13 protein-coding genes are annotated in these 16,751 nt (G+C 72.2%); 8 read left to right on the forward strand and 5 right to left on the reverse strand.

Annotated features, from left to right (window positions below; genetic code table 11):
• Nucleotides 1-32: 32 nt before the first annotated feature.
• Genes SGA01_RS33945 through SGA01_RS33955 form a run of 3 tightly spaced genes read right to left on the reverse strand, consistent with a single transcriptional unit; the run spans nucleotide 33 to nucleotide 2,295 of the window.
• Nucleotides 33-836 (reverse strand): metal ABC transporter solute-binding protein, Zn/Mn family, encoded by an 804-nt coding sequence (locus SGA01_RS33945; protein ID WP_141301552.1) that lies wholly within the window; start codon nucleotides 834-836, stop codon nucleotides 33-35.
• Entirely contained in the window at nucleotides 785-1,663 is an 879-nt protein-coding gene (locus SGA01_RS33950; RefSeq protein ID WP_141301554.1) for a metal ABC transporter permease, read from the reverse strand. Before SGA01_RS33950 ends, SGA01_RS33945 begins: the two co-directional genes overlap by 52 nt.
• Nucleotides 1,660-2,295, reverse strand: coding sequence for a metal ABC transporter ATP-binding protein (locus SGA01_RS33955; RefSeq protein ID WP_141301556.1), 636 nt, complete (start codon nucleotides 2,293-2,295; stop codon nucleotides 1,660-1,662). Before SGA01_RS33955 ends, SGA01_RS33950 begins: the two co-directional genes overlap by 4 nt.
• Before the next feature lie 142 nt (nucleotides 2,296-2,437).
• Here SGA01_RS33955 and SGA01_RS33960 point away from each other — a divergent pair, with 142 nt between their 5' ends.
• Entirely contained in the window at nucleotides 2,438-3,166 is a 729-nt protein-coding gene (locus SGA01_RS33960; RefSeq protein ID WP_141301558.1) for a DJ-1/PfpI family protein, read from the forward strand.
• Between the two features lie 46 nt (nucleotides 3,167-3,212).
• On the opposite strand, the gene SGA01_RS33965 is transcribed toward SGA01_RS33960, so the two are convergent.
• A complete protein-coding gene (locus SGA01_RS33965; RefSeq protein ID WP_229918550.1) occupies nucleotides 3,213-4,562 on the reverse strand; it encodes a M64 family metallopeptidase in 1,350 nt (449 codons plus the stop codon).
• Between the two features lie 137 nt (nucleotides 4,563-4,699).
• On the opposite strand from SGA01_RS33965, the gene SGA01_RS33970 reads away from it, so the two are divergent.
• Nucleotides 4,700-6,040: a helix-turn-helix domain-containing protein gene (locus tag SGA01_RS33970; RefSeq protein ID WP_141301560.1), complete on the forward strand. Its 1,341-nt coding sequence runs from the start codon at nucleotides 4,700-4,702 to the stop codon at nucleotides 6,038-6,040.
• A 75-nt stretch (nucleotides 6,041-6,115) separates the two neighbouring features.
• Nucleotides 6,116-7,774 carry a serine protease gene (locus SGA01_RS33975; protein WP_141301562.1) on the forward strand — a complete coding sequence of 553 codons (1,659 nt, stop codon included), beginning with the start codon at nucleotides 6,116-6,118 and terminating at the stop codon, nucleotides 7,772-7,774.
• Nucleotides 7,775-7,989: 215 nt separating this feature from the next.
• On the opposite strand, the gene SGA01_RS33980 is transcribed toward SGA01_RS33975, so the two are convergent.
• A complete protein-coding gene (locus SGA01_RS33980) occupies nucleotides 7,990-8,808 on the reverse strand; it encodes an SDR family NAD(P)-dependent oxidoreductase (RefSeq protein WP_141301564.1) in 819 nt (272 codons plus the stop codon).
• A gap of 340 nt (nucleotides 8,809-9,148) precedes the next feature.
• Between SGA01_RS33980 and SGA01_RS33985 the strand changes: the two genes are divergently transcribed.
• The 5 genes from SGA01_RS33985 (at nucleotide 9,149) to SGA01_RS34005 (ending at nucleotide 16,697) form a co-directional block, all read left to right on the forward strand.
• On the forward strand, nucleotides 9,149-10,426 hold the full coding sequence (locus tag SGA01_RS33985) for an extracellular solute-binding protein (protein WP_141301566.1): 1,278 nt from the start codon (nucleotides 9,149-9,151) through the stop codon (nucleotides 10,424-10,426).
• Between the two features lie 96 nt (nucleotides 10,427-10,522).
• Nucleotides 10,523-11,047 (forward strand): hypothetical protein, encoded by a 525-nt coding sequence (locus SGA01_RS33990; protein WP_174867609.1) that lies wholly within the window; start codon nucleotides 10,523-10,525, stop codon nucleotides 11,045-11,047.
• Between the two features lie 183 nt (nucleotides 11,048-11,230).
• Entirely contained in the window at nucleotides 11,231-13,240 is a 2,010-nt protein-coding gene (locus SGA01_RS33995; protein ID WP_141301570.1) for an FG-GAP repeat domain-containing protein, read from the forward strand.
• A gap of 24 nt (nucleotides 13,241-13,264) precedes the next feature.
• Nucleotides 13,265-15,481 carry an FG-GAP repeat domain-containing protein gene (locus SGA01_RS34000; protein WP_141301572.1) on the forward strand — a complete coding sequence of 739 codons (2,217 nt, stop codon included), beginning with the start codon at nucleotides 13,265-13,267 and terminating at the stop codon, nucleotides 15,479-15,481.
• Between the two features lie 412 nt (nucleotides 15,482-15,893).
• On the forward strand, nucleotides 15,894-16,697 hold the full coding sequence (locus SGA01_RS34005; RefSeq protein ID WP_141301574.1) for a hypothetical protein: 804 nt from the start codon (nucleotides 15,894-15,896) through the stop codon (nucleotides 16,695-16,697).
• The last annotated feature ends 54 nt before the right edge of the window (nucleotides 16,698-16,751 follow it).

A 16,751-nucleotide genomic window follows, 5' to 3' on the forward strand; every position in this document is an offset into this window, starting at 1 on the left:
GGCGACCCTCCCCACCCGCATGTGGCCCGGGCTCAGCCCATGGCCTTCTTCAACTGGGCTGCCGCGTTGCGGTACACGGCGAGGAGATCCAGGTCCTCGCCCGGGTAGTTGACGATCGCGACCTGCTCGGCGCCCGAGTCGGGCAGCACCGTGCCCGTCGACATGTGCGCGTTGTCGAGGACGAACGCGGGCTTCTTCGCCGAGAGCGAGGCGAGCTGGGCGGGCGTGACCGGCTCGGGGCCGTACGTGCCGACCGTCGTGGCGCCCGCGAGTCCGGCCGCCCAGCCGGTGAACATCTGGGTGACGACAGCGGGGCTCTTCCCGCCCGGCCAGGCGGCCTCGAGCTCTCCGTTGAGCTTCGTGACCTCGCCGTCGAGCCGGGTCTTCCACTGCGCGGCGGTGTCCTTCGTACCGAACAGGCCACCCAGGCGCACGACCTCGGCGCCGGCCTTCGCCGGGTCGTTGTCGAGGCTCACCTCGACCAGCTTCGCCTTCGAACCGGCCGCCTCCTTGATCTTCGCGGCGTAGGGCTCGAACGGCGCGTAGAGCACGAAGTCGGCCTTCGCGACGGCGGCCAGGTCCGACGGCTTCGGGTCGTAGTCGGGGGCGTGGTGCACCGACTGCGGCACGATCACCGTGATGTCCTCCGCCCCGGCGGCCTTGGCGAAGGCACCCTCCCAGGTGGTCGTCACGACCACCACCGGCTTGTGGTTCTTGCCGTCGGTCGTACCGGAGGAGGCGGCGTCCTCGCCGCCGCACCCGGTGAGCAGCGGCAGGGCCGCGCTCAGTGCGACGAGGGAAGCGATGCGGGCGTGACGGACGCGGGTGCGCGCCATGAGCTGGTTCTCCGTTCAGGGATGAGATGAGCGGCGAGGACCACGGTCCCCGCCGTCAGGACGAGGACCGGGCCCGGAGGCCAGTCCAGCCACAGGGCCAGGAGGAAACCCGTCGCGTTGACGGCGACGCCGATGCCGACCGTCCACAGGGTGATCGACCACAGGGAGCGGCCGAGGCGGCGGGCGGCCAGTGCCGGCAGCAGGGTCAGGGCGTCGACGAGGAGTGCGCCGGTGAGCTTGATGGCCCCGGCGACCGAGACGGCGACGAGTACGAGAAGCGCGGTGGTGAGGAAGCGGACGGGTACGCCCGAGCACTGGGCGAGCTCGCGGTCGTACAGCAGCAGCGCGACGTCACGGCGCCGCCACCAGAACAGCGTCGGCACGGTCACGGCGAGCGCGCCGAGCACCACGAGGTCGGCGGTGCCGACCGAGAGGATCGAACCCCAGAGGAGGGCGAAGGCGCCCGAGGCGTTGACGCCGGAGACGGCGAGGAGGAGCAGCGCGGCGGCGATGGCGAGGCTCATCAGCAGGCCCATCGCCCCCGACAGGCCGGCCGGTGTCCGAGCCAGCGGGGCGACGCCCGCACCCGACAGGGCACAGGCCACGAGGGCACACGACATCGGATCGAGCCCGGTCAGAAGGCCGATGGCGATGCCCAGCAGTGCCACGTGCATCATCGCGAACCGCACCGGCATGATGTCGAGCCCGACGATCACCACTCCGATCACCGGCAGCCCGACGGCCGCCAGGAGCAGGGCCGCCCCTGCCCGCTGCACGGGCACGAGCTGGAGCATGGCGCCGAGATCGGCGGCCGCGAGCGCGTTCACCGCACCTCCCGCAGTCGCCCGGCGGCCATCTCCAGGACCCGGTCGCACCGCTCCGCCAGCGCCCGGTCGTGGGTCACGACCACGAGCGTGACCGGTAACGCGGTGAGCACGTCGGCCGCCTCCTCCTGCCCCTCGAAGTCGAGGGCGGCGGTCGGCTCGTCGGCGAGGAGCACCTGTGCGCCCGCCGCGACACAACCGATCGCCCGAGCCAGATACATCCGCTGCAACTGCCCACCGGACAAGGTGTCCACGGGCCTTGCGGCCAGGGCACCGACCCCGAGCCGTTCCGCGGCCTCAGCGGCCTCGGCCGGCGCCCCACCGCTCGCCAGGAGCTCGTCCCCGCGCAGCGGGAACCGTCCGGCAGCGGGCTTCTGCGGAATCCAGGCACAGGACCGGCGCCGCCACGCCCACTCGGCGGCCGAGCGCGCTCCGCGCCCGCCGACCTCGATGGTGCCGCTCACCTGCCGGTGCAGCCCCAGGACCGCGCGCAGCAGCGTCGTCTTCCCGGACCCGTTCGTCCCGGTCAGCGCGATCCGCTCGCCGGCGGCGATCTCCAGATCCACCCCCGCCACGGCTTCGTTGCGGCCGTGCCGGCAGGCGACTCCGCGCATGCGTATGTCCAGTCCGCCCATCCTCTGCCTTTCGCCGCTGCCGTGCTGGTGCGGTGAAGGAGTCGTACGGGGGAGGCGTCGAGTTCCCGCGCCGTGGCGGGAACTCCGGACCTGCGCGGGCCGACGTCCTCTCCGGTCGCCACCCCGAGAACAGGAGCACCGCATGAACCGCAGGCAGTTACTCTGCGCCACCACCGCCCTCGGCGCCACGGGCGCCCTCGCGGGCACCACCGCCGTCCCCGCGTCCGCCGCCGAGCCGACCGGACCCGACGGACCGCTGCGCGTCCACGTCGTGATGTTCGACGGCGTCGAGGAACTCGACTTCGCCGCCCCGTACGAGGTCTTCTCCGCGTCCGGCTTCTTCACCCCGCGCCCGGTCGAGGTCCGCTACGTCTCGGCCACCCGCGCCCGATCGGTCACCGCCGCCTACGGCACGACTGTCCGCGGCCTCCATCCCTGGGCCCCCGACGAAGCGGACCTGCTCGTCGTCCCGGGCGGCGGCTACGCCCGCCGCGACAGCCCCGGGGTCTGGGCCGAACTCGACCGCGGCACCCTGCCCCGCGCCCTCGCGGCAGCCCCCCGCCCCGGTCTCACGATCGCCGCCCTCTGCACCGGCGTCATGCTCCTCTCCGCCGCCGGCCTCACCAAGGGCCGCCCGTGCACCACCCACCACAAGGCCAGGCCCGACCTCCAACAGCAGGGCGGTCTGCTGAAGAACGCCCGCGTCGTCGACGACGGCGACCTCGTCACCGCCGGCGGTGTCACCTCCGGCCTCGAACTCGCCCTCTGGCTCACCCGCCGCGAGCTCGGCCCGGACACGGCCAACAGCCTGGAGAACATGCTGGAGTACGAGGCACGGGGCACGGTGTGGACGTCGGCGCCGGCCGGCTGAGACGCTTTCGGCCGCTGCTGTCGACGCCCACCACCGGAGCCGTCCGTCAGAACCGGACCGTCCAGCTGACCGTGGACCTCATCGTCCGGGCGACGGCGCGGTCCCGCACCGAGGGCGAACGGTCCTCGGCGGTGAGGGACAGCTTGTGCGTCCGAAGGTCGAGCAGCCGCAGGGTCAGGTCGGACACGCGTACGTCGGTGCGGCCCGCGAGGGACTTCAACTCCCGCCCGTCCAGATACCAGCGGATCGTGAGCTGACGCCCGTCCGCCCCCGTGAGCCGGGGTACGAGGGCTTTGGCGGTGTCGCCCCTGCGGAGTGTGCGATCGGTGGCCGTGACGGGGGAGGCGATGCGCGCCTCGCGGTAGAAGCCGGCGATCATCGCCTCCGCTCCGGGCAGGTTGAAGGGCTTGCCGAGGGTGCGCATCAGGGAGTTCTCGGTGGGGCGCCGCAGCCCGGCGACGTAGTAGCCGCCGCCCTCGTACGCGCCGACGGTGCCGCCGTCGGGCGACTGCTCACCGAGCCAGCGGTGCCACTTGGCGCCCTGGTCGGCCAGCTCGTCGGAGGTGAAGGTGGTGATGTTGGAGTCGGCAGGCTCGGGGCCCTCGTACCGCTCGTAGCCGGGGTAGTCGGCGTAGAAGTACTCGTCGGCGAGCTTGCCCAGGGAATGGCCGGTCTCGTGGATCGCGACCTGGCCGGACTTCTCGTTGCCCGCCGAGGCCGTGGAAATGCCCTCGTAGCCGAGGGTCTCGCTGCGCTCGTTGTAGCCCGCGCCGCCGTACTTGGTGCTGTTGGCGAGGACGAGCACCAGGTCGGCCTCGGGGGCCTTCGCCACGTAACCGTCGACCTTGTCCTGGTCGATGCAGAGCAGCCGCTCGATGCCGTCGCACCAGAAGTACGAGCCGAGGGCCGTGTCCCGGAGGGTGTCGGCGGAGGGGTCGCCGGAGACGCCGGACTGGTTCGAGACGGCGTCGACCGTCCAGACGTTGAAGAGGTTGCGGTAGGTGGTGTACGGCTCGACGGCCGTCAGCTCGGCCCATTTCTGCTGGGCGTCGGCGTGGAAGCGGGGCAGCTCGGCGACGGTGTAGCCGTCTCCCACGACGACGATGTCGAGCCGGTCGCCGGTGGGGCCGTTGTCGACCATCTTGGCGACCTCGCCGTCGGCGACCACCTCGGTCACCGACAGGCGGGAGGCCGGCTGGTTCCGGCCCTCCGACGGCACCTGCGTGTGGCCGGATCCGGCGAGCGTCCCGTGTTCCGGCCCGGGTATCTCGACCTCGACTCCGGCCGTGGGGGGTGCCGTCGGGTCCGCGGCGGCGCTGCCGGGTGCGGCGGCGAGAACGGCCGCGAGGGCGACGGCCACTCCGGCGGCCATGGCTCCGCGTCGTGCTGAACGCATGAAGTCAGCTCCTTGTCAGGCGAGTTAAGTCAGTTAGTAAATGTGCTGAACAAGTCGCTTAACATAGGGGGAAGGCGAGGGGTGCGCAATGCCTGCCGCTTCTGGATACTGGGGAATTCACGAACCAGGGGGTCCGCATGGACGAGCCGGCCGCGATCGGCCACCGAGTACAGCGGCTTCGCACGCAACGCGGGCTGACACAGCGACAGTTGGCCGAGCCTTCGTACACCCCCGCGTACGTCTCGACGCTGGAGTCGGGCAAGGTCAGGCCCTCGGAGACCGCACTGCGCTTCCTTGCGGAGCAGCTCGGTACGTCCTACGAGGAACTGGCCACCGGCCGCCCCGCGCACCTCGCCACCGAGCTGCGGCTCGCCCTCACCGACGCTCACCAGCAGCTGGCCACCGGGACGGCGGACGAGGCCGCCCTGCGCTACCGCCGGCTCCTCGCCGACGCGGAGCACCTCGGACTCGTTCCCGAGCAGGCCGAAGCGCTGCTCGGGCTCGGCGACTGTGCCCTGGAGACCGGCGAACTGGTCGACGCGGGCCACCACTTCCAGGCCGCCGAGCGGCTCCTCGCCGAGGAGCCGCTGCCCCGCCGCGCACGCGCGATCCGGGGCCGTGCCGTCGCACACCTCCTGGCCGGGGAGCTGCGCTACGCCTGCTACCTCCTCGAATCCACCATCGACGAGCTCGGTGCGAGCGGCCTGGCCGACCCCGAGGCGCTGGTCATCCTGTACGCCGCCGTGATCGGCCCGTACATCGACATGGGTGCGCACGCCCGTGCCGCGCACGCCGCCGAGCTCGCCCTGGCGCTGGCTCCGCAGGTCGGCGATCCGGCGCTGGTGGCGGGCATGCACCGGCAGGTGGCTCGCACCTTCCTCGCCGAGGGGCGCACGGCCGACGCCGATGCCTCACTGGCCAAGGCGCAGGCGATCTACCAGCAGCTGAGCCTGGGCACCGATCTCGCGCACTGTCACTGGATGCGCGGCTACGTCCAGGCTCAGAACGGCGAACTGGCAGCAGCTGAAAAGGAGTTGCGTGCCGCCCGGGACATGCTGAACGCCAGACGTGCGGCGCTGTTCACCGCGCAGGTGGAGGTCGAGCTGGCCGATGTCCTCCGGCGGCTCGGACGGCACGGCGAGGCGTCGGATCTGCTCTCCGCCTTTCTTGAGCTGGGTGACCGGCACGGCGCGGTGCACGCGGGGGGTGCACACCGGCTGCTCGGGCTCATCGCCGAGGAGCGGGGGGACAGCGAGACCGCCGAGGAGCACTACGTCAAGGCGCTGGGGCTGCTGGAGCGCAGCGGCGCGAGCGGCGACCTCGCCGATCTGTGCCGACTGCTGGGCGACCTCCTGCGCCGCGGCGGCCGCACCGAGGCCGCGCTGGACGCGTACCGCACGGGGCTGGGCCATCGGTCGCTCCCCGGCACGACGACGCTCGGGCCGGCCCCGACGGCAACGGCGTTCCCGCGGCACTGAACGAGCAGCCGACGTCACGAGGGTGATGTGACGCGGCTCACGGGAACCCGGAGGCGGGCCGGTCCAGTGCAGATCATGAACGACAACTCGAAGCACTCTCCCTCGTCCGTCCCGTCCGCCCCCGCCCGCACGGCGACGCGCCGGTCCGTACTGCGCGGGCTCGGCGTCGCGACGGCCGCGGGCACCGCCGCGGTCTGCCTCCCGGCTGCCATGGCCCAAGCCGCGCCCGCCGGGCGGCGGACGCCCGGCGCCTCCGGCACGTACACGCTGACCCTCGTCCACCTGGGCCGCGACGGCGCGCCGACCACCGGCTACCGCACCCTGCTGACCGCGCTGTCCGGGCCCGACGCCGGCAGCGGTCGGGAGCTGAAGGAATCGCCCAGCACCGTCACCGTCCAGGTGCCCGCCGGGCGTTACCTGCTCGACTCCACCATCTCCACCAGGCCGGTGGGGGAGGAGAACTGGGGGAACGACTGGCTCGTGCAGCCCCGGCTGGACGTCGACCGCGACATGACCCTCGTGCTCGACGCGCGGGTCGCGCGCCCCGTGGACATCCGGCCGCCGGTCGCCGACGCCACGTTCGAGCAGGCCGGGGCGTTCGCCAAGGTCACGTACGAGGGGGTCACCGGGTTCGTGAACCTGATGACGAGGTCGCTGGACCTGCGTGTGGCGCACCTGGGGCCGGACACCGAGCGCGGGGCCGTGCGGACCTGGGTGGACTCGTACTGGAGCCGGCCGGGCGGCGTCTGCGCCCTCGGCTACACCTTCCAGGGCGAGCGGGCGCTGACCGGTCTGGTCCGGCACCCGGCGCCCGGCGACCTGGCCACGCTCGTGGTGCGCGCGGGGGTGCCCGCGTCCGGCGGGGGAACGGCCCTCGTCGAGTTCTCACCGTCGGAAGGCGCCTCCCCGGCGCTGGGGCTGCCCGTGCCGTCGGGGGGCACCGGGACGTTCCTCCTCACGCCCGAGCGCGGCAACTGGGACCTCGTGTACGGCGCGCAGCCCGAATCGGAGGGGCCCGCCAACAACTACTTCGTCCTCGGGCGCTCGTTCACGCCCGGCTCCACCACGGTGCGCACCTTCGACACCCCGGTCTTCGGCCCGGCCCTGGACTCCTCACCCGGCGCCCGGCCCGTCGCGCAGCGCAACGGCGACACCCTGGACCTGACGGTGCCCCTGCTCGCCGACGGCGACGGCCACACGCCGTCCTCACCCCTGTTCACCGCGTCGACCGTCACGCTGCACCGCAACGGCACGCTGGTCGCGACCCGCCGCGGCGAGAAGCCGGGGCACGCCTCGTTCACGGTGCCGGCGGGGCGGGCCGCCTACCGGCTGACGGCGAGCGCGACGCGGCCGCGCGGGAGCGTCACAGCGGCGTGGACGTTCACCTCCGCCGCGACGACCACCGCCACCGACCTCCCGCTGAGCGCCGTACGCTTCGGCCCCGACCTCGCGCTCGACGGCACCGCCCCGGCGCACACCACGAGCCGGGTGGCGGTGACGGTGGAGGGCGCGGCCCGGCAGTCGGGCGTGCGGTCGCTGACCGTGTCCGTTTCGACGGACCGAGGCGCCACCTGGAAGCAAGCGGCGGTGACCGGCGGACGGATCACGGTGACGACGCCGGCGCCCGGCAAGGCGGTGTCGCTGCGCGCGGCGCTGACGGACGCGCACGGCAACACCCTCACCCAGACCCACATCGACGCGTACGTCACGCGGGCCGCAACCGGGTCGCGCTGACGTCGGCCAGGAGCAGCCGGGCGAGGGCGGCGGCCGGCCGTTTGCGCCACACGGCGTCGCCGGTGAGGACGGCACCGACGACGCCCTGACGCGGGGTGGGGTCCGCCCCACCCCGCGCGGCAGGTCCAAGTCCAGGGGGCCGCAGGGGTGTCATGGCCGTGGGCGGGGTGGCCGGTCGGCTGAGCGTGACCGGACACCTCGGTCGTGACTGTCGGTCAGGCCCGCGGGGCGCGCGGCTCCATCCGGAAGTCGAAGCCGAGGGTGCCCGGGTCGAGCGCGGTCGCGCCGCCGTCGACGGTGAGCACAGCGCCGTTCACGAACGAGGCGGCGGGCGACAGCAGCCAGGCGATGGCCTCCGCGACCTCTTCCGGCTCACCGGGCCGCCCGGCGGGCAGGACCCGGGTCACCTCCTCGTACGCCGCTTCCAGACCGTTCCCGCCCAGGCCCGCCTCCTCGGCGAACCGGTTCATTCGGCGGTCGGCCATGTCGGTGCGCACCCAGCTCGGGCACACGGTGTTGGCGCGCAGCCCCGCGCCGCCGTAGTCGACCGCGAGTGAGCGGCACAACTGGAGCAACGCCGCTTTGGAGGTGGCGTAGGCGGCGTTCCCGACGCCGTTGCGCAGGGCGGACACCGAGGCCACCGCGACCACCGCGCCGCGGGCGTCGAGCAGGTGCGGGAGTGCGGCGCGCAGCAGCAGGAAGGGACCGGTGAGGTTGGTCCGCATGACCTCGTCCCAGTCCTCCAGGGTCACCTCGCCCACCCCGCCGCCCCGCCCGATGCCGGCGTTGAGCACCAGACCGTCGAGCCGCCCGTACGTGCCGACCACCGTCTCGACGAGCGCGGCCACCGCGGCGGGGTCCCCGATGTCCGACGGTACGGGCAGCGCCCCGGTCTCCTCGGCGACCAGCCGCAGGGGCTCGGGGCGTCGCCCGGACACCGCCACCTTGTGTCCCGCCCGGGCCAGTGACTGCGCGGTCGCGGCCCCGATCCCCGTTCCGCCCCCGGTCACCAGGTACACGCGCTCGTCCGCCATGTCCGCCGCCTCTCCCATGTCTTGTCCGCCGTCTCCCGCCCCGGTGATCTTAGGCGCGCGACGCTTCGGGGCCGGGCGGGACGAGTGGCCGCACGGACGACAGGATGCGCCGGCGATTCGCGTACCTCTCCATTTCGTCCATGCTCCGCTTCGGCGCCGCTTTGGACACCACGGAGGAATCTACGCGCATCAATCTCGGTATCGATGTAGCGGAAAACACCACAGGGAAAGGCCCTGGTTGGAGCTATGGCCACAACTGTTCGCCAGGGCGCGAAATACGCACCCGGTCAGGAGAGAATTCCGGACGCACTGTCCAAAAAAGATCCAGAGGAAAAGATCCGTGCGACGAAGACTCTTCGGCATGACCGCCTCGCTGGCCGCATTCGGGCTATTGGGTTCCCTCGTCACGGCCTGCAGCGACTCCGGGAGTGACGGGACGACGCTGCGGCTGGTGGTCCCCGAGTACGGCGACAGCCCCGCGACCAGTTCCAAGGCGTACTGGGACAAGCTGTCCGTCGCCTTCAGCGCCGCCAACCCGGGCAAAACGGTCGAGGTGACGATCTACCCGTGGGCGGACGTCGACCGCGAGGTGACGCGCATGGTCGCGGAGGACAACGCCCCCGACGTGGCTCTGATGGGTGCGTACTCCGACTTCGCCGCGCAAGACCGGCTTTACGCCGCCAGCGAGGTGATGTCGATCAGAACGGAGTCGAACTTCCTGCCGCCGCTCGCGGAGGCGGGCTCGATCCGCCACAGTCTCTACGGTCTGCCTTTCGTGGCCAGCAGCCGGCTGCTCTTCTACAACCAGGAGCTGTTCGACAAGTCCGGAGCGGAGCCGCCGAAGACCTGGTCGGACCTGAAGGACGCAGCCGAGGCGCTGAAGAACGAGGGCGTGCTTTACCCGTACGCGCTGCCGCTCGGCCCCGAGGAGGCGCACGCGGAAGCGCTGATCTGGGAACTGAGCAACGGCGGCGGCTATACCGACAGCAGCGGCCACTACGACCTCGCGTCCGAGCGGAACACGCAGACGTTCCGCTGGATCAAGGACAACCTGGTCGCACCTGCCCTGACCGGACCGGTCCCGCCGGCCCAGCTCAACCGACAGGACGCCTTCGCCGCCTTCCTGCGCGGCGACGTCGGCATGGTCAACGGCTATCCCTCGCTGCTGCACAAGGCGAGAGCGAAGGGCATGAAGGTCGGCACGCTGCGCATGCCGGTGTCGGACACGCTCGACGAGGGGAAGACCCCGCCGGTGGCGGGCGTCGCCGACTGGATGATGGCCTTCAAGCGCGAGGGCAATCGCGAACTGGTGGGCTCGTTCCTGAACTTCGTCTACGAGGACAAGAACCTCATCGAGTTCGCCGACCGCTACAAGCTGCTGCCGTCCACGGTGACCGCCAACCAGGCATCCCAGGACGCGGCGGCCGACCCCAGTGCCGAGCAGTTCCTGAGCGCACTGCGCACTGCCGAGCTCTACCCGGTCAACGACCCTTCCTGGCTCCAGGTCAGCAACACCATCAAGCTGAACATCGGCAAGGCCGTCGCCCCGTCCACCGAGCCGAAGACCGTGCTGGAGAGCATCGCGCGGCAGGCCAAGGAGGCGTCGAACCAAACGTAGCCGCCCCCGGAACCTGCGGGGACGGCCGATCCCCCTCTCCGCCGATTCCTGCCCCGGGATACACTGCTCCGCCCATCCCGACCGGAGGTCGTTTCAGTGTTCCCCGCACGGGTACTTGCCGGTGCCTCGTTGGCTCTGGTGACGCTCGCCCTGTCCGGCTGCTCTTCCCTCTTGTGCACCGACTCGACGGCGGAGCGCGGTGAGGCGGGTGTCAGAGTGCAGGTCGAGAACTCGTACGGGCAGCTTCTCGGCGTCACCGCCGAGGTCGTCGACTGGCGCCTGGAGCCCCACCCGCAAGTGCCGTCCGAAGGCGACCGGGTCCACTTCCGCTACCGCTTCGTCGCCGCTGACGAGAGATCCGGCCCCGCGGTGGACGCCTGCGCGGTCGACAAGGAGCGCAAGGCATTGGGGTGTCAGACGGTCTATTCGTCCCAGGCGTTCGGACCGGATGGTCCCCTCTCGGGCGACGACTGGCTCGCCGTCGAGCACCCTGAGCAGGTTGCCGGAGTGCTGTTCATCCCCAATGACCAGTCCTACGACGGACGAACCTGCGAAGCGGACATCAAGGACGGCGGCGGGACCCATCCTCCGGAAACACCCAGCAGGGGAGACCAGTTGTGAGCCGAATCCGACTTGACGGACTAGGTTCCGGTCGGGGAGCGGCCGTACAACCATGAACGGCCTTCGGAAGTCATGTGGTCGGGGCGCACAGATGCCTCGATCATAGATTTCGGAAGGAATCCCCTTGAACACCTCAGCCCTGCCGGCCGGCGCCTCGCCGGCGCCGTCACGTTCGCTCTTGCGGTGACGGCCGGCACGGCGGCGACGACCGCGACCGCGCTCGCCGAGCCGCGGGCGGTGACCGCAGCCGCGTCGGAGCAGGGGGCGGAACTCTTCGCCCTCGGCGTCGACGAGATGCTGTACAGCTCGGGAGCGAACGGCTTCGTGACCGCCGCCCTGACCGCCGACGGTACGGACCTCACGTTCCGGTGGCGCCGGTCCGCGGACGGGGCCGCGACTCCCCTGACCTGGCCCCGCGACCAGGGCGGCAGTCCCCTTGCGGACTCCGGCAGCGATCGCGTCGCCGTGCAGACGGGCAGGACCGCGTACCGGATCCTGGACATGGCGGGCGGCGCGCCCGTCGACATCGACACCAGCTCCGTAGGCCCGAGCGCGGATCTCTGGCAGCTGGCGGGGGACACGCTCGCGCTCGTCCGGTGGGGCGGGTCCATGCGCGACAGCCTGCACCTTGTCTCCAAGCCCGCCGGCACGGTCGTGCACCGCCAGGTGCGGGGCCTGCCTGCCGACGCAGACATCCTGAGGGTCGAGACGTCCCCCGCCGGCGTCCTCGTCGTCCGGTACGAGGGCACGGTCGGCGGCACCAAGGGGCGGCGTCTGGCCGTCGTGGACCTTGCGGGCGCGCAGGTCGTCGAGGACCGGGCCGTGCCCGGCTTCTACCCCAACTCCGGTATCGCGGTCTCGGCCACCCACCTGGCCTGGTCCGTGGCGGACTCCGAGGGCAACGTCACCCTGGTGACGGCCCGCCGCGGCACGACGGAGTCGACGCGGCACACGACCTTCCGGGTCAACGGCGACTATGCGCCGGTCTCCCTGCTGGGGGACTGGGCCGTGTACGAAGGCTCCAGGAGGGACCTCTCGGCCGTCTCCCTCAAGGACGGCACGACCGTCACCGGTCTCCTCGGCAAGGCAGGGGAACTGTCCGGGGCGGGCGACGGTCTGCTGGCGCAGGGCACGACGGCGGAGCGCGGCGCCGGCGTGTACCGGATCGGTCTCGGCGCGGACGGCCGGCCCGCCCCCACCCTCCTCGCGACCGAAGGTGCCAGGACGCCGGTCACCGTCGCGGACCAGCAGGTGCCCGCCACGGCCGGCTTCGCCACGGCCGGGTCGAAGGCGGTGCTCCGGTGGCGGCTCGGCCGGGGCGATGTGGTGGTGAGTCTCCAGCTGACCCACAAGGCGACGGGCAAGACCTGGGCCGGCGGCAGCCAGAGGCTCCTGGGGGCGGACACCGAGGCCGTCTTCTCCTGGGACGGGACCTTCTCCAACGGGACCGCCGCCCACAACGGCGCATACACGTGGAAGTTGGTCGTCTCGCCCCTCAATGGCTTCGGCGGTCGGGTCGAGCGGACCGGCACGCTGACGGTCGCCAGTGGCAGCGCACCGCACGACTACTCCGACACCGGCACCCCCACGCTGCTCGTGCGCGACGTGACGGGCCACCTCTCCTCGTACGACGTCCGGCAGTTCGTGGCGAAGCCGACGGGGGAGTGGGAGCGGACCGAGCGCGGCGGCGGCTGGAACGTGTACGACCGGCTGCTGTCCACCGGGAACATCGACGCGACCCCGTACGCGGACGTCGTCGCCCGCGACAGGTCCGGTGTCCTGTGGCTCTACTCCGGCAAGGGCCGCTCCTTCGCCGCGCCGGTCCGGATCGGCGGCGGCTGGAACACGTACGACCTCCTCACCGGCCCCGGAAACCTCGGCGGCGCGGCAGTGGGCGACCTCCTCGCCCGTGACCGCGACGGTGTCCTGTGGCTGTACCTCGGCAAGGGCGACGGTACGTTCGCGCCCCGGACGCGGGTCGGCGGCGACTGGGGTGCCTACGACCGGATCGTCAACATCGGTGACGTCGACCGGGACGGGCGTGCCGACCTGATCGCCGAGAGCGGCACCGAAGACTATGCCCTCCTCACCGTCTACAAGGGCACCGGCGACTGGAAGGCCCCCTTCCGCACCGGCACGGCTCTCAGCACCGGCGCCCCGTACGCGTACGGCGTCCGTCCCGCCATCTTCTGATCCCAACCTCTCTCTAGGAACCTCGTGAAGCAGCAGTACGGCACCACCCGCCGCTTCGCCGTCGCTGTCGCCGTCACCCTCGCGGTGACCGGCGGCGGCCCGGCCGTCCCGGCGTTCGCCATGCCCCCCGCGGCGGCGCCCGCCGCCTCCGACGCCCCACGGGACGCGATCTCCGTGCCGCCCGGCACGGTCGCCCTTTCCGGCGGACCCACCGGCTACCTCACCCGCCACAAGGAGGGCGAGACCGAGGTCTACACGTGGACGCGGTACGCGGACGGGGTCCGGACCCGGCTGCCGGGCGGGAAGTACGAGGCGGACCCGGGCACGGACACCGTCGTCCGCATCGACGGCACGACCCGCACGTTCCTCGACATGGCGACGGGCGAGGAGCTGGTCTCGTACGACCTCGCCGCGCACGGCGAGACCGGTGACATCGTCTCCGTCGCGTACCGGGGGACCACGCTCGTCGTGGAACGACAGGTGGACGGGAAATGGGAGGTCCACCTGATCGACAAGGACGACCGGGGCCAGGACGTGGAACGGAAGGTGACCGGCCTGCCGGATACCTGGTGGTGGCGCGGTGAGCAGAACTCGGACCCGAGCACGCTGATGCTCCGTGGCTTCGTGAGCCCGGACGGGACGGGGGGACAGAACCTGGCCTTCGTGGACCTCGCCACGGCCTCGGTGACGGCGACCCACGCCGTCCTGAACGCCGCGAACTGGATCACCCCTGTCGCCGGCTCCCGGACCCGCGCGGTGTGGCAGGAGAGGGACGCCACCGGGAAGACGGTCCTGGCGGTGGCCCGGCGTGACTCCCCCGAGGTCGCCCGCACCACCTGGGCGAGGGAGGCGAGAGGGAATCCGCTGGCCTTCGGAGTCACGGACGACTGGGTCGTGTACGGCAACTCCTGGGCCTTCGGTGCCTGGAACGCCGAGGGACTGCGCGACCTGACCGCCCGTTCGCTGACGACGGACGAGACCTTCCCGCTCCTCGCGCACGCCACCTCCGTCGTCCAGGCCGCCGACGGCGGTCTGATCGCGACCGGCGGCACGGTCGAGCACGGCGAGGGGGTGTACCGGATCACGCCCGGCGCGAACGGCGGCCGGCCGGCCGTGTCCGTTCTGGCGACCACCGGCGTCCCGACCGCCCTCACCGCACGGTCCGAGCCCCAGGCGCCGTCCGGCGTGGTCGACCTCGACGCGGCGGACGGGAAGGTGCCGTTCAGCTGGACGCTCGACAGGCCCGGCGCTCTCGTCACCCTCAAGGTGGTCCACACGGCCTCGCGTGCGACCGGCACCCTCAGGACCTGGCAGGAACCGGGGGGACCGAGCGAGTTCCGGCTCGACTGGGACGGGTTCCTTAGCAAGTTCCCGGCCTACGCGGGCGCGTACACGTGGACGATGACGGCCGAGCCCCGCAACGGCATCGGTCCGGCCGTCGAGCGCACCGGCTCGTTCGTCGTCGCCCCGCGCGCACCGAGCCGGCACGACTTCGACGGCAACGGCTCGCCCGACGTCTTCGGCCGCTCCTCGCTCGGCTTCCTGTACCTGTACGACGTGGGCCAGCTCCGGCAGCTGACGCACGACGAACCGGCGCGGCGGACCCTCATCGGCGGCGGCTGGAACGCGTACGACCAGATCGTCCGCCGCAGCACGGGACTCGTCGCCCGTGACAAGGACGGCGTCCTCTGGTCGTACGAGGGCAAGGGCGGCGGCACCCTCACCCCCCGCAAGCGCGTCGGCGGAGGCTGGAACGTCTACGCCAAGCTCACCAGCGGCTCCGACCTCACCGGCGACGGCCGCGACGACCTCGTCGCGACCGACAGGGCGGGCGTCCTCTGGCTCCATCCGGCCAGGGCCGACGGCACTTTCGCCGCACGCAGGAAGGTCGGCGGCGGCTGGGGCGTCTACCACCAGATCGCCGCCACCGGGAACATCGGCGGCGCCGCCGCCAGTGACGTCGTCGCCCGCGACAAGGACGGTGTCCTCTGGCTCTACCTCGGCAAGGGCGACGGCACGTTCGCGCCCCGGTCGAAGATCGGCGGTGGCTGGCGCAATCTCAGGGTCATCGGCGCGGGTGACGTCGACGGCGACGGCAAGAACGATCTGGTCTCCGTCAACTGGGCGGACTACAGCCCCACCTACCTGGGCATCCGCCGGGGAACGGACCAGTGGAAGACCCCGTTCGAGGCTGTCTTGAGCCCCAGCGGCCAGTTCCTGGACGTACCCCCGCTGTTCTGACTCCGGCCCCCGGGCCCCCCGGCGGTCGGCAGGACGAGGAGGCCGCGACCTGCCTGGGGGGCCGTCGGCCGTCGGCCGCGTCTGAGAGGACTCGCGTTGACGGCGGGACGGCGTCGCATGCGCGTGAGGTGGCGTCAGAACCCTTGCAGGACATGAGAATTGCCGACGGTTCCAAGCGTTCGCGCGCCCCCTGCGCACAACCCTGCACCAGGCTCGCGCGCTCGCCCGAAGGGGCGGGGGAGGGCCGCGAAAACGCACGTCGGGGCGCAATCGCCCGATCGGTGATTCTTCTCCTCCGCACGGAGTAGAAGGCCTTGTCGCGCCGTGTGCCGACGTGCGTCCCTATGTCCTGCCGCCAGGCGGAGCCGCACAGTCGCTCCGCGGTCCGCCGCGGCGCGAAAGGACGCGTTGCATGGGTGCCATCCAGGACCGGGCCATGGCCCGGCTCGCCGATCCGGTCTTACTCGGCGCGCTGCTCGAACCCCGGGCCCGGTTTCTCGTCGAGCGGACCCATGAGCTGGAGCACGAGCGGATCGACTCGGTGGCTGCGCTGCGGGTCCGGAAGGTCACGGCCCAGTGGCCGGTCTTCCCGCTCGACGCCCGCCGGGGCACCTGGAGTCAGGTCGTCCCGGGCACGACCCTGTCCGACTTCCGCTGGGAGGGCGAGACGGCCGACCCGGTGTGGATCGACGTGCTCGCCGAGCTGGAGATCGACATCGTCGCCGAGACCGACCCCGGCGGCCTCGACTCCCTCGTGGTCAAGGCCGTCGACGCGTACGACACCCTCGACGAGTTCCGCGACCAGTTCCGCTTCCTGGACCTGGACGCGTTCATGCGCAGCCATGGCCTCGTCACCGTGGAGGACCTGCGCGAGTCCGGCGAGTACCTCCGTACCGAGGTGAAGTTGCGCCGGCCGCCCGTCTTCGACCCGGGGCACCCCGCCAACCGGCGGACCGTCGCCGTGGACGCCGCCGTGGTCGTCGGCGCCACCGACGACGTCGCGGGAGCGGTACGGGCGGCCCGGCTGGTCGCCGCCGCGGCCCGTGACCGTCCGCTGCCGCCGGGGTCCTTCGGGGTGCGCGTCGCGCCGTACGCGCTCGTCGCCGCCTTCCCCGCCCCCGTACCGCTGCCGCCGCCCGCCGAGCCGGGGCTCACCCGGGCGCAGATCGAGAGTCTGCTGGAGGGCGCGGGCATGGCGGCGGTGTTCCTGACCTGACGCGACCGCCGCCCACAAGGCCCGTCCGGGCCACCGGCCGGCGAGCCCGAACAC

Source organism: Streptomyces gardneri (assembly GCF_006539185.1).
GTDB classification, from domain to species: domain Bacteria; phylum Actinomycetota; class Actinomycetes; order Streptomycetales; family Streptomycetaceae; genus Streptomyces; species Streptomyces gardneri.